Origin of the sequence: Pedobacter jamesrossensis, from assembly GCF_042650905.1 — a bacterium.
Classification (GTDB): Bacteria; Bacteroidota; Bacteroidia; order Sphingobacteriales; family Sphingobacteriaceae; genus Pedobacter; species Pedobacter jamesrossensis.
Map to the genome: position 1 here is coordinate 20,646 of NZ_JBHSBY010000004.1, position 14,026 is coordinate 34,671.

At 35.2% G+C, this 14,026-nt stretch carries 12 protein-coding genes; 6 read left to right on the plus strand and 6 right to left on the minus strand.

Features of this window, described 5'->3' with window-relative positions; all coding sequences use genetic code 11:
* Positions 1–6: 6 nt before the first annotated feature.
* The 4 genes from ACFOUY_RS00235 to pgi all read right to left on the minus strand — a co-directional run bounded on the left by ACFOUY_RS00235 (position 7) and on the right by pgi (position 5,976).
* Complete coding sequence (locus ACFOUY_RS00235) at positions 7–537, minus strand: DUF4251 domain-containing protein (RefSeq protein ID WP_378958434.1); 531 nt, start codon at positions 535–537, stop codon at positions 7–9.
* 198 nt (positions 538–735) lie between these two features.
* Positions 736–2,814 (minus strand): M16 family metallopeptidase, encoded by a 2,079-nt coding sequence (locus tag ACFOUY_RS00240; RefSeq protein ID WP_378958435.1) that lies wholly within the window; start codon positions 2,812–2,814, stop codon positions 736–738.
* A gap of 30 nt (positions 2,815–2,844) precedes the next feature.
* Positions 2,845–4,158 carry a M16 family metallopeptidase gene (locus ACFOUY_RS00245; RefSeq protein ID WP_378958436.1) on the minus strand — a complete coding sequence of 438 codons (1,314 nt, stop codon included), beginning with the start codon at positions 4,156–4,158 and terminating at the stop codon, positions 2,845–2,847.
* 171 nt (positions 4,159–4,329) lie between these two features.
* Positions 4,330–5,976 carry a glucose-6-phosphate isomerase gene (pgi, locus tag ACFOUY_RS00250; protein WP_378958437.1) on the minus strand — a complete coding sequence of 549 codons (1,647 nt, stop codon included), beginning with the start codon at positions 5,974–5,976 and terminating at the stop codon, positions 4,330–4,332.
* Between the two features lie 159 nt (positions 5,977–6,135).
* Here pgi and ACFOUY_RS00255 point away from each other — a divergent pair, with 159 nt between their 5' ends.
* From ACFOUY_RS00255 to ACFOUY_RS00270, 4 genes are all read left to right on the plus strand, one after another.
* A complete protein-coding gene (locus tag ACFOUY_RS00255) occupies positions 6,136–6,648 on the plus strand; it encodes a hypothetical protein (RefSeq protein WP_378958438.1) in 513 nt (170 codons plus the stop codon).
* Positions 6,649–6,803: 155 nt separating this feature from the next.
* The gene (locus ACFOUY_RS00260; RefSeq protein ID WP_378958439.1) at positions 6,804–8,108 is read left to right on the plus strand and encodes an amidohydrolase; all 1,305 of its coding nucleotides are present in this window, start codon (positions 6,804–6,806) and stop codon (positions 8,106–8,108) included.
* Between the two features lie 342 nt (positions 8,109–8,450).
* A protein-coding gene (gene prfB, locus ACFOUY_RS00265; protein ID WP_378958440.1) for a peptide chain release factor 2 occupies positions 8,451–9,525 on the plus strand; the annotation gives its coding sequence in 2 pieces (ribosomal slippage) (positions 8,451–8,510 and positions 8,512–9,525; 1,074 coding nt in all).
* 10 nt (positions 9,526–9,535) lie between these two features.
* The gene (locus tag ACFOUY_RS00270) at positions 9,536–10,447 is read left to right on the plus strand and encodes an alpha/beta hydrolase (protein ID WP_378958441.1); all 912 of its coding nucleotides are present in this window, start codon (positions 9,536–9,538) and stop codon (positions 10,445–10,447) included.
* An 8-nt stretch (positions 10,448–10,455) separates the two neighbouring features.
* On the opposite strand, the gene ACFOUY_RS00275 is transcribed toward ACFOUY_RS00270, so the two are convergent.
* Together ACFOUY_RS00275 and ACFOUY_RS00280 are read right to left on the minus strand one after the other, a co-directional pair.
* Positions 10,456–11,562, minus strand: a complete 1,107-nt coding sequence (locus ACFOUY_RS00275) for a glycoside hydrolase family 18 protein (RefSeq protein WP_378958442.1) — start codon at positions 11,560–11,562, stop codon at positions 10,456–10,458.
* 12 nt (positions 11,563–11,574) lie between these two features.
* Positions 11,575–12,450, minus strand: coding sequence for a transglutaminase-like domain-containing protein (locus tag ACFOUY_RS00280; RefSeq protein WP_378958443.1), 876 nt, complete (start codon positions 12,448–12,450; stop codon positions 11,575–11,577).
* Positions 12,451–12,494: 44 nt separating this feature from the next.
* Between ACFOUY_RS00280 and ACFOUY_RS00285 the strand changes: the two genes are divergently transcribed.
* Together ACFOUY_RS00285 and ACFOUY_RS00290 are read left to right on the plus strand one after the other, a co-directional pair.
* A complete protein-coding gene (locus tag ACFOUY_RS00285; protein ID WP_378958444.1) occupies positions 12,495–13,277 on the plus strand; it encodes an O-methyltransferase in 783 nt (260 codons plus the stop codon).
* Positions 13,278–13,285: 8 nt separating this feature from the next.
* Positions 13,286–13,951 carry a DUF1345 domain-containing protein gene (locus ACFOUY_RS00290; RefSeq protein ID WP_378958445.1) on the plus strand — a complete coding sequence of 222 codons (666 nt, stop codon included), beginning with the start codon at positions 13,286–13,288 and terminating at the stop codon, positions 13,949–13,951.
* Positions 13,952–14,026: the final 75 nt, after the last annotated feature.

Below are 14,026 nucleotides of genomic sequence, written 5' to 3' on the forward strand. Positions count from 1 at the left end.
TCCTGGTTACTTTTTTTTCTTCACCTCATCTAAATAACCATTAAAATTTATAGGCTGTTTATTGTTGCTATAGGCAATTAAGGTGGCGTATCCGTTTTGCGAAATATTTAAAGTCATTTGATAGTTTTCCATCTTTAAATCATTGGTTCGGATACTTATCGTATAACCACCTTTTTTATTCTTAGTTTCTTTATACGAGAAATTCTTCGATGTAAACTTAATTCCTCCTTCGGTTGGATTATAAGGAGCAGAGAAAGATCTGCCGTAATAAGGTAAGAAGGCGATTAAGCTATCTGGTTTTACAAGCAGGTCGTACTGTGAACCCGATAAATTTATTGTTCCACCACCTTGAGCACCGGGAAAGCTTCTTAATACCTGATTAACCTCATTATTGGCTAATGGTGTTGCAGAATTAGCTACAAAAACATAGGTTTTATTCGCAACTATTTTAGCTGTTGTTTCTTTATCGGTTTGCGCAAATGCCTGAGTTATAATTACGGTGAAAAATAAACTCAGTAATATTTTTGTGTGTTTCATTTTTGGTGTTTTAAATGTTTAACAATTTAAAGATGATAGAGTTCGCTTATTTCCATAAATTGGCAGGATTTTATTTCAAAAAACCTATATAAATATAATCAATTTAATTAGTTCGCTTAACCGAACTTAAAAACAGTAAAAACAAAAAAGCCGTTCTGGAAATTAATTCAGAACGGCTTTTAAAAAATATTAATTTGACTAGTTAAAGTCTGAAGCTTTTAAAGCAGGATTAATTTTAACTTCTTTTACAGAAATATTAAATTCCTGACCGCCCTTTGCAGTTTGAATACTGCGAACTAAAGTATGTGGAAATAAAACATCGCCCACTTTTTTATAGTTAGAATACTCAACTGTTTGAGTAATTTCATTATTATCTTTAGTAATTGTGTTTTCTTCTTTTAATAACAATCCTGAAGTAACATCATAGTATTCCGTTCTCTTTTTTCCTAAAGCAGAAGTTACGATAAGCTTATATGCATTTGCAGTGCCTACTTTAGCAGTTCCTGCGACCTCAATTTTATTGCCTTCTGTTCCGTAATAAAGTTGGCCAAATATACCTTTACTTGCTTTGGCTTCAGCAATCTCTTCAGCAGTTAGATCTACTTTCTTGCCCATCGAAGATTGGTAGCCGGTTGTTCCATTAAAAGCTTGCTTCATTGCAGTTTGGCCCATCATTGTAGCTTCCATAGCACTGAAATTCGGCGATAATTTTTTAGTGTTTAATGCCAGCTTATTGCCCTGAATATCCATTTCTGATGTTTCTTCTAAAGATGTAACTTTTTTCAAAGCAGCTTCACCTCCAATAGCAGTAATGTAGCTGCTAATTATCTCTTTAGCAGATTTAGTAGGCGCTGTCGTTGTAGAGGTAGCTGATGCAGGGGTTGCATAATTGTCAAAAGTATTAACTGTGAAACCTGCTTTTTTTAATCCTGGAACAAAAGCTTCTGTTTTACCAACAATAATAACACGTGTATTATCATGGCTGAAATACTTTTTGGCCACTCTCAAAACATCATCGGTTGTTACTGCATTTAGTTTTTGAAGGTAAGTGCGATAGAAATCTTTTGGTAAACCATTGATTAGGATATTACTTGCAAAACTTGCAGTACGAGCGGGGTTTTCCAAGCCTAAAGCAAATGAACCGTTATAAAGATTTTTTGCGTTTTGTAATTCTTCTGCAGAAACTTTTACAGTACGAATGGTATTTATCTCTTTAAGAAACTCTACTACTGCGCTATCAACCTTCTCATTTCTTACTGCTGCATTTGCTGTAAATTTTGATTGAAAACGACCTGCGCCAGTGTTTGAATACGCACCATAGGTAAATCCGTGTTTCTCGCGTAAATTCATAAATAATCTTGATTCTGAACCACCACCCAAAATTTGATTTGCTAATAAAACGGCAAAATAATCTGGATTATTCATTGGTAAATCGATAAGATTTGTAACCGTAATTTCTGATTGTACCGCATTACTTACGTTTACGACATCAACTTCAGTTTTAGCTGGATTGCTAACTTTGGCCAAAACAGGCAAGGTTAAAGTGCTACCTTTCCAATCACCAAAAGCTTTTTCTGCCAATGCCTTTGCTGCTTCTGGCTTAATATCACCAACAAAAGTTAAATAGCCTCTAGATGGGGTAACGTATTTTTTGTAGGCCGCTTTAACGTCATCTAAAGTAATTCCGTTAATCGAATTTTCTGTAGTAAACTCACCATTAGGATGATTTTTCCCATAAACTAAAGCATTAACAACTCTGCTGGAAATAGCTTTTGCACTTTTTTCATTAGATTTTAAGCCTGTTAAAGTTTGCGATTTTAGTTTTTCGAATGATGCCGCAGGAAATGAAGGTTGGCGAAGACTTTCAGCCATCAACAAAAATGCAGGACTAAAATAACGAGTTAACGCAGATACAGAACCTCCTGATGCCCCAGCACTAACATCGGCACCTAGTTGATCTACGGCTTCGTCAAATTGGGCTTTGGTTTTTGTGGTTGTACCTTCGTTTAACATACTGCCCATTAAACTCACAACACCAGCTTTTGTGCCTTCTGTTATCGGACCGGCATCTATGCTAAAACTTGCAGATACTTTTGGTAGTTTATGGTTTTCTACAACCAAAACAGTTATCCCATTTGCTAGTTTGTAAATAACTGGGTCGCCAATGGTAATTACCGGAGCCGGACCAGGTTTTGGTTTTTGGCTACGATCTATTGTTTGTGCTGAAATGCCTTGAGCCAATAAGGAAACTACAGCTATTATGAATAATTTTTTCATTTTTCTTAAGTAATGTAATATGAAAAGCGGTTATTTTTTTGGTAAGTAATACAAAACAATTCTTTGGTTTTTGTTTAGATATTTTTTAGCTACATCTCTGATTTCTTCACGAGTGATTGACTTAATAACATCAAGCTCTTTATTAATATCATTTGTATCACCGTTGTGGAAAGTATAGCCATTAGCCAAATTTTCTGCGACACCAAGCATTCTGCTGTTAGCACTTACATAACTGTTTTCGAATTGATTTTGTAGTTTTTTATAATCGCTTTCGCTAATTAAATCTGTTTGTAAACGTAAAACCTCTTCATCAATATCTTTTAATAAATCGTTAAGTGGTGTGTTCTTGTTCGGAAGCGCCAAAGTAATGTAAGCACCATAATCTTCTAATGTATAGTTGAAAGCAGCAACTTGTAATGCAGTTTTCTTTTCATCAACCATTTTGGTGCTTAATCTAGAGCTTCCACCACCAGATAAAATAGAACTAATCATCCCTAAAACTTTGTTCTCTCTGCTTTTCATCCCCGGAACGCGATAAGCGGCAAAAATTGCTGGGATTTGGATGTTTGCATCGTAAGCTGTATCAATAATTTCTTTAGTGATTTCTGGAAGTTTAAATTCTTTACGAACTACCGGAGCGCCTTTTGGTACTTCGGCAAAATATTGTTTAACCAATCCTTTGGTTTTCTCAATATCTAAATCACCGGTTATGGTTAAAACCGCATTGTTCGGAACATAATATTTTTTAAAGAAGGCGATAAACTCATCAAGCTTTGCTGCATCTAAATGTGCCATAGAGCCAATAGGTTGCCATCTATATGGGTGCCCATCAAATAAATGAGTGAAGATTTTCTCTGTAAATTTTCCGTAAGGAGAGTTATCTACCCGTAAACGCTTTTCTTCTTTAACAACTTCATTTTGCGTTTTTACACCACCTTCATTAATAACTGGCTGTAACATACGCTCACTTTCCAGCCATAAGCCCAACTCTAATTGGTTCGAAGGGAAAACTTCATAATAAAAAGTACGGTCTTGTGTGGTATTGGCATTGTTTTGTCCGCCATTACTACTAACCAATTTCATAAACTCACCTTTTTTAATGTTTTTAGAGCCTTCAAATAAAAGGTGTTCGAAGAAGTGAGCAAAACCTGTACGAGTGGTATCCTCATCTTTAGAACCAACATGGTACATAACGGATACTGCTACAACAGGCGCAGTTTTGTCTTGATGTAAAATTACATGAAGACCATTGTCCAAATCGTATTCGGTAAACTGTACTTTCTGAGCCGAGGCACTAAAGCACAAACCGGAAATGGCAAGAGCAAAAAGAATTCTTTTTTTCATTAGATAATTTGTTTGTTTTTTGAAATCGTAAGCCTTCGCTTTAAATAATTTCTTTTTAATAATAATTAGTTTGTATCGTTGTAACTAAACGATTAGGAGATTTTAGCTAAATTATATAATTATCATAAAAAAAGCGAGTGTTTAGCTCGCTTTTTTTATGATTTTTTTATTTTATCTCCAGGCTTTATATTGATTGATTAAGCCATTTGTAGAACTATCGTGACTCGATATCTTCTCTGAATTCTCTAATTCTGGTAAAATCTTTTTAGCCAATTGCTTACCTAACTCAACACCCCATTGGTCGAAACTAAAAATATTCCAGATTATACCCTGAACAAATATTTTATGCTCATACATGGCTACCAAACTACCTAAAGTGTATGGCGTAATCTTTTTTACTAATATAGAATTGGTTGGTCTGTTACCTTCGAAAACTTTAAAAGGGGCTAGCTTTGCAATTTCTTCATCTGTTTTCCCATCTTTCTTTAATTCTGCAGAAACTTCTTCATCTGTTTTACCATTCATTAAAGCTTCTGTTTGAGCAAAAAAGTTGGATAATAATATTGGATGATGATAGCCAAGAGGATTTAAGCTTTGTGCAGGCGCAATAAAATCGGCAGGGATAATTCTTGTTCCCTGGTGAATAAGCTGATAAAATGCATGCTGGCCGTTTGTTCCAGGTTCGCCCCAAATAATTGGCCCGGTTTCGTAATCAACTTCATTACCATTTCTATCTACATGTTTACCATTACTTTCCATATCGCCTTGTTGGAAATAAGCCGCAAAGCGATGCATGTATTGGTCGTATGGTAAAATTACCTGTGTTTCGGCATTGTAAAAATTAATATACCAAACACCTAATAAACCTAAAATTACAGGTAGGTTGTTTTCAAATTCTGCATTTTTAAAATGATTATCAGTTGCATGTGCACCTGCTAACAATTGCTTAAAATTGTCGAAACCGATACTTAATGATATGGATAAGCCAATTGCACTCCACAAAGAGTAACGACCACCAACCCAGTCCCAAAATTCGAACATATTTTCGGTATCGATACCAAATGCAGAAACATCTTTAGCATTTGTAGATAATGCAGCGAAGTGCTTCGCAATATCGCTTTCTTTACCACCTTTCTCTAAAAACCATGAACGGGCAGAGTGTGCATTTGTCATCGTTTCTTGCGTAGTAAATGTCTTCGAAGCAACTAAAAATAAAGTGGTTTCAGCATTTAAACCAGAAAGTGTTTCTGCAATATGCGTTCCATCAATATTAGAAACAAAATGAATATTTAAGTGGTTTTTATAGTGCTTTAAAGCCTCGGTAACCATTACAGGCCCCAAGTCTGAACCGCCAATACCAATGTTTACTATGTCTGTAATTGGTTTGCCAGTATAGCCCTTCCATTCGCCATTTATTATGCTATTACTAAATTTTTCCATTTTGGCCAAAACAGCATTCACGTCTGGCATTACGTCTTTACCATCAATTAAAATGGGAGTGTTACTTAAATTACGCAAAGCGATGTGAAGAACAGAACGATCTTCAGTTTCGTTGATCCTATCTCCATTATACATAGATTTTATAGCCTCATCCAATTTACATTCGCGAGCCAATTGAATTAATAAGGCAAGTGTTTCATCAGTAATTCTGTTCTTACTGTAATCAAGCAGAATGTCTTCAAAAAAAACTGAAAATTTGCTGAAACGATCCGCATCTTCAGCAAAAAGATCTTTAATGCTTTTTTGATTGATATCTATAAAATGATCTGCCAAATATTTATAGGCTTCGGTTTCTGTGAAATTTATTTTTGGTAACATAATCTTTTTCTTTTCTGTAAAAGTAATAAAGCAAATAGTTAAATCAGTCTTTTTAATGTTCAAAAAAATCATTTCATTATTTATTTTAAACAAGTTAACTTGCATATAACATCCCGCTTGTTTGCGCATCCTGTTTTGTAATTATTAATTAAAGAAATTATGTTAGAAAATTTGAGTCAATTGGTACGCGAAAACGTACAAGAAACGGTTGTAAATAATGCAGCTGTTCCAAATGAGCAAAACGAAGCTGTAATTCAAGCAGCATCAGGTTCTATTTTTGATACTTTGAAAGATCAATTATCATCTGGGAATATTGGTGGATTGGCAGAGATTTTTAATTCTGGAAATCCGGAAGGTTCTGCTGTAACGGCGCAGGCTGCAGGTAGTTTTACCGATAAATTAGCTGGGTTAGGTATAAATGCAGAGACTGCTAAAAGTTTAGCAGCTTCAGTTATCCCGGTTATTTTAGGGAAATTAACCCAAAAAACCGCCGATCCTAGTGATAGTTCTTTTAATATTAAAGATGTTTTAGTTAGTCTTGCTGGTGGAGCTGATGGGAAATTTGATGTCAGCGATGTTATCGGTATGTTTAATGGCGGTGGCCAGGCTCAGGCAGGCGGAACTACAGAATCTGGTGGAATTGTAGATAAGTTAAAAGGCTTATTTAACTAAATAATCAAAGGCTTTATGCATTGCATAAGGCTTTTTTTATAACTTATTTTTAAAAGAAATTATCCATATATGAAACCATCAAGATTTTGCCAACCACAAACACCATTGAATAAAAGCATGATAGCTTCATAACCATCGAAAATAATTTTATACATATGAAAAAAATCTACATCCTCTTTATTCTTGCAATTTCTACAGGTGCTTTTGCTCAAAAGACAGAAGTTAAAACAGCCGTTTCTAAAAAAGCCGATGCAATTGAGCAAAAAGTTATTTCCTGGAGACGTGATTTTCATGAGCATCCCGAACTTGGCAATAGCGAAGTTAGAACCGCTGGTATTATTGCTAAGCATCTCGAATCTTTGGGTATAAAAGTTACAACGGGTGTTGCTAAAACAGGTGTTGTTGGAGTTTTAAAGGGAGGGAAACCTGGTCCGGTGGTTGCATTGAGAGCAGATATGGATGGTTTGCCTGTAACTGAGCGGGTTAACATTCCTTTTGCATCTAAAGTTAAAGCGCAATATAACGGACAAGAAGTAGGCGTAATGCATGCTTGCGGACACGATAGTCATGTTGCGATTTTAATGGGTGTTGCCGAGGTTCTGGCGTCGATGCAAAAGGATATAGCAGGAACCGTTAAATTTATCTTTCAGCCTGCAGAAGAGGGCGTTTCTGCTGGTGAAGAAGGTGGTGCTGCATTAATGATTAAGGAAGGTGTTTTGGAAAATCCAAAAGTTGATGTTATTTTCGGTTTGCACATTAATTCTCAAACAGAGGTTGGCGATGTTACTTACCGCCCCGGCGGAACAATGGCAGCCGTAAATGATATGAAAATTACGGTTACTGGCCGACAAGCTCATGGTGCATATCCCTGGAGTAGTATCGATCCCGTTGTTATCTCGGCTCAAATTATAAATAATCTTCAAACAATTGTAAGTAGAAATTTAGATGTAACTCAAAATCCTGGCGTTGTTACCATTGGTGCAATAAATGGAGGTGTTCGCTCAAATATTATTCCCGAAAAGGTAGAAATGCTTGGTACAGTACGTAATTTTAGTAAAGAAGATGAGGCCATGTTTATAGATAGAATTAAAACTATTGTTACCAAAACTGCTGAAGCTGGTGGAGGAAAGGCAGAAGTTAAAATTCCATATAGCAACCATTACCCTGTAACATTTAATAATGTTGCCCTAACCGAGAAAATGCTGCCAAGTATGCAGGCAACGGCAGGGAAAGATCATGTTAAGTTAAAACCACCAGTAACTGGGGCGGAAGATTTTTCGTTCTTTCAGGAAAAAGTTCCTGGACTATTTGTATTTCTTGGAGGGATGCCCAAAGGAAAAGATCCTTTAAAATCACCTTCTCACCATACACCAGATTTTTATTTGGATGAGAGTGGATTTGTTTTAGGCGTTAAATTACTTTCTAACCTAACATTGGATTATATGCCAATGAAAAAATAATACAGACCGACACTGGATCAAAATAAGGCTGCATTATAATTTAATTTCTTTGAAAAACTTGTCGCATTGAGCTTGTCGAAATGCTTTAATATTAATACAGATAGTTCTTCGACAAGCTCAGAAGGGCAATGCCTAACTGTCATATAGCCCGTTCTTTATTAGAAATTTATACTGATTTTCCCATATCGTCATTGCTCAGCAATTACGGTTTTGTTTGTAAGAAAAAATGAACTTCTTTACCAAATCCATATATCGAAAATCCACAGTGGTTTACTAGTTTGTTGAAATTTAAACCGTTTTTAATGTAAAGAATAGTTTTTTTAATTAGTTACCTTTGCCATTATGACCAAAGAACAAATTCAGGATTTAAGAGACAGAATAACGTCTCTGAGGAGGCATCTTTGACGTCGAAGAGCTACTTTACGCTATTCGCGAAGAAGAAAAATTAACAATGGCACCCAACTTCTGGGACGACCCTAAAAAAGCAGAAAAAATTCTTGCAGAAATCAGTTCAAAGAAAAAATGGACCGATGGTTTCGAAAAAACAAATAACTCAGTAGAAGATGCGGCGGTTATGTTCGATTTTTTTCAATCCGGAGATGCTTCGGAAGAAGAATTAAAAGAACAATTTGAGGGCAGCAAGCAAGCTGTTGCCGATTTGGAGCTTAAAAACATGCTTCGAACCAAAGAAGATCAACTTTCTGCTGTAATGCAAATTACGGCTGGTGCCGGTGGAACCGAAAGTTGCGATTGGGCATATATGCTTATGCGTATGTATATGATGTGGGGCGAAAAAAACGGATATAAAATTACCGAGCAAGATAGTCAGGAAGGTGAAATCGCAGGTATAAAAACCGTTACGCTACAGTTCGATGGTGATTTTTCTTATGGTTATTTAAAAGGGGAAAACGGCGTTCATCGTCTGGTTCGTATTTCTCCATTCGATTCTAATGCTCGCAGACATACCTCTTTTGCATCTGTATATGTTTATCCTTTGGTTGATGAAACTATAGAAATTTACATAAATCCCGCCGATGTAGAATTTGAAACATTTAGAGCAGGTGGTGCAGGTGGACAAAATGTAAATAAAGTTGAAACGGCTGTTCGGTTGTATCATAAGCCTTCAGGTATTATTATCAAGAATCAGGAATCGAGATCACAACTGCAGAATAAAGAAAATGCTTTACGGCTTTTAAAATCGCAGCTTTATGAAATTGAACAGCGGAAACGTAATGATGAAATTGCCGCTATTGAAGGTTCTAAAAAGAAAATAGAGTGGGGTTCGCAAATTAGAAGTTATGTTTTAGATGATAGACGAGTAAAGGATCATCGTACAAACTATCAAACGTCTAATCCTCAAGCGGTGCTTGATGGAGAGATTGACGAATTTTTGAAAGCATATTTAATGGAGTTTTAAAATTATAATCATGGTAAAATCATCAGTTTTTGTAATCTTATTGGCTATGGCAACATTTTCTTTAAAAGCACAAGAAATTATTCCACTTTATGATGGCGCTGTTCCCGGAGCTAAAAGTTCTTCAACATATATCGAGGAAACAGTTAAAGGTACCGACGGAATTTCTAGGGTTAGTAAAGTGGTTACGCCAACATTAACTATGTTTTCGCCTTCGGCTGATAAAGCAAATGGTACAGCAGTTATTATTTGCCCGGGTGGCGGTTATGGAATTCTGGCTATAGACCACGAAGGGTATAACGTTGCGAAACGATTTAATGAAATTGGAGTTACAGCCTTTGTGTTAAAATATCGTTTGCCAAGTGATGAAATCATGATTGATAAAACCTATGCACTTCTACAAGATGCCGAACAGGCAATTTACCTTGTAAGAAAAAACGCTAAGAAATATAATATTAAATCGAATAAGATTGGTATAATGGGCTTTTCGGCCGGAGGACATTTAGCTTCTACCTTATTAACCCATTATGCTGATGTTAAAATTGAAGATGCTGAAAAAATTAGTCTTCGCCCTGATTTTGCTGCATTAATTTATCCGGTTATAAGTTTCGAGCAATCGGTACATACCGGAACGATGAAGAATTTATTAGGGGCAAATCCTAAAGAAGAATTAAAACATTATTTTTCTGCTGATAAAAACGTTAATAAGAAAACACCGCCAACATTTTTGGTTCACGCTAAAGATGATAAATCAGTTCCTGTTGCGAATAGCATAATGCTTAATGATGTCTTAAAAAAGAATGGTGTTAAAACCGAAATGTATTTATACGAACAAGGTGGGCATGGTTTTGGGTTGAAAAACAAAACATCAGATGTAGATTGGTTTGCTCTGTTAGGTGCTTGGATGAAGAAAAATAAGTTTTAGACTTATTTCTACTTCATTGCCTTATTAATAACATCTACCAAGCCATCAGAATAAGAATCGTCACTTAGTTCCCAAAACATAATTCCGTTGAGCTTTTTATCAACAACATATTTTGTTTTTAAAGTAATCGATTTAGGGTCATCGAAAGTAACAAATTGTTTTGCTTCTGCATTATAGTAATATGGTGCTTTTGCAATATCATCCCAATAATATTTAAAACCTTTTTCTTCGGTAAACTGGTTTTTGAAGTTTTTATAGGAAGTGCCACTAATAAATTTTGTAGGTTGGTTTAAGCCTTGGTTCGCATCTGTCGTATTTTCGAAAACCCTTGCGTAAAATGCTGCCCCTAAAGCTATTTTATTAACAGGAACACCATAATCTACCATGGCCTTGATTGCAAAATCTGTAGATAGTGGTTGCTCTGGTGTTGAAAATAAAGCCGTATGATGACCACTTTGCGTAGCATAGCCACTTACTAAATCATAACTCATCAGGTTTACCCTATTAACTAAAGGCATTACTTTATCCCATTCAAAGCATGAATCAATACAATTTTTAGTGCCACCAGCAGCAAAACTTATTTCGGCTTTCTTACCTAATTTTTTTCTAAGTTCTTCAATTAGTAAAGTGAAATTATGTTTGTCGTCAGCTGTATACCTATGACCGGGAAAGCCTGCCACTGCTGGGTATTCCCAATCTATATCAATACCATCTGCTTTAAAATAATCTAAAAGAGCCTTGGTTGTTTTTGCAAAAGTTTTTCTTCCATCTGCTCTGCTAAACACTTCCGAGCAAGTAGCGCAAGCACTCCAACCGCCCATTGCAATCATCACTTTTAGAGCTGGATTTCGTGTCTTCAAACCAACCATTCTAGCAATTAAAGCAGAATCTTTGGCAGAACGAATGTTTAAGCTATCGCCTTTTAAATGCCCAAAACTATAAATTAAATGACTAATTTTTTCAATTGGGAAACTATCTATTACAGAGTTATTGCCTGTGTAATAAGCAATAACATTTGGTTTAACCGTTTTTTGCGCTTGCAATTTTAAACCAATGAGACAAATACAAATAATTAGATAAAAGCTGTAAAGTTGTTTGCTAGATTTAATTTGCATCTGTATAGTTTTTTAATCTGTTTTACTGTCGTCTTTAATAATTTCTTGAAGTTCGTTTAATTCTGCCACTTTTTCTGTTGCACCGGCATTTTCATAAGCCGAAATTAAATTTCTAATAACGCGACGAATAATATCAGTATTACTACAAGGACGATAATATTCTGGTAATGCATCTAAATTTAACTGACGGAGAAACTGATCTACATCATGTTTGCCAAAAATATTTCCCTTGTTAAATGCGTTTATATAAAATAATACGCCGTATTCCGTACTTTCCTGTTTGCTCTCATCAATAAACCCTAGAATGAAATGTTGAGGTAAGTTGATGCCATAAATTGGCATATCAAGTTTTTGGGCAAGTGTAGAATAAATGATGGCAAGCGAAATTTGGTTTCCTTTTTTACTTTCTAAAACCTGATTTAAATAAGAGTTTTGTGGGTCGTGATGGTTTTTTGTATTTCCACTAAAGCCAAATTGTTGGTATAAAACGTGGTTAATGAGTTTAACTTTCTCAACAGAACTCATTTCATATTGCAAACCCAACCAAATTTCACGCTTAATTTCTTCTAGCTGAAGAATGATTTTTTGCTCATCCAGGTCTGGATATTGGTAACGATTAATTATTAAAGTGCCTTGCAATAAATCAAACGCACCACTTAAATGCCAAAGGTTTAAATCTTCTTTAACAGTTTTGAATTGAATTTGATGAACTATATTTTCAATACGTTCTTGTAAAAGACCATCGAAAGATTGTTCCCATGCATTTTCTAAAAAATGAATGACTTCTCCGCCATATTCGAGCAGTTTTTGTTCTACATGATGATAAACTTCCTCATCCGGATCATCAAGCAATTTAACTAAGGCACTTATCTCTGCGTTATTTTCCATAAAACATACAACGTTTGCAGTGTTTAATTACTTTTGCAATATATATGATAATTCAATTTATTACAGACTACCTTAAACACCGTTTAACTGCTAAAACCAGACACGGAACGCATTCGCCATTCGTTTATAAGCTAGCAGACGAGGTAATTTACGATTTTACAGACAAATCTGAATACAAAAATATAGAAGCTCAGCGAAAAAAACTTTTTAATGACGATTCTTCAATCACGGTTACAGACCTTGGTGCGGGTTCTCATCTGAATAAGAACCGTACAAAAAAGATTAGTCAGATTGCTAAGAATGCACTAAAAAGCCCAAAGCTTGCACAATTGATTTATAGATTAGCAGAAAATACGAAACCGAAATCTGCTATTGAGTTGGGGACTTGTTTAGGTATAACTTCTGCATACTTAGCTAAAGCCTGCCCTAAAGCACAAATTATTACAATAGAAGGCTGCCCACAAACAGCAGGTGTAGCAAAAAATAATTTCGAAGATTTAAACCTTACTAATATAGAATTGCATGTTGGGAATTTCGATTTGATTTTACCTGATGTTATCGCAAAGCAACCAACTCTAGATTTCGTTTATATTGATGGAAACCACAGAAAGGATGCAACTTTAAATTATTTTAAATGGTGCTTGCCAAAAGTAACTGAAGATTCATTGCTGATTTTTGACGATATTTATTGGAGTCAGGGCATGAAAGAAGCTTGGGAAGAGATTAAAAACCATCCTGATGTTACAGTTACAATTGATTTATTTTGGATTGGATTAGTTTATTTCAAAAAAGGACAGGCAAAAGAGCATTTTAAGCTTAAAATATAAATATTAAAATGGAACCAAAATTAAAGGGCATTCAAAAATTATCTGCACTACGTATTTTGTTGTTGGCTTTTTTTGCCGGAGTTATAGCTTATTTTGGTTCTCTACTTATAGATATGGGTACACTTACTCATGTTATGTTTGCCTGGGATATATTATGTTTGGTGCTGATTAGTCTCCATTGGTATATGTTTTTCCATACTTCGGCAGCTGAAACCCATGTTAAAGCAAAAGTACAGGATGAAACCCGAAGCGAAATTTTTGTGGTCGTATTAGTTTCGACTTTTGCAGGTTTACTTGCCGTAGTTTTATTGCTGATTAATAAGAATATTGAACCTTTAGATTTAACGGTCGCAATTTCTGGTATGTTTTTATCCTGGTTTTTGGTTCACACTACTTTTGGCGTACGTTATGCACATCTTTATTATGGCGATAATGTAAAGACTGGTTCGAGTAAAAATGGCTCAGGATTGGATTTTCCGGGAAATCATGAACCCGATTTTATAGATTTCGCTTATTTTTCTTTTGTTCTAGGGATGACTTTTCAGGTTTCTGATGTAGAAATATCTTCTCGACGAATAAGGCGTTTAGCACTTTTACACAGTTTAATTGCCTTCATTTTTAACACCGTTATTGTAGCATTAACCATAAATGCACTTGCTGGTTTAAGTAAATAATTTTTTTCTCGATAATAATTCTGTTGTTTCGACTAAATGGAGTGATCTTTCAAGGTTGTTTTGCTTTAAGAAATT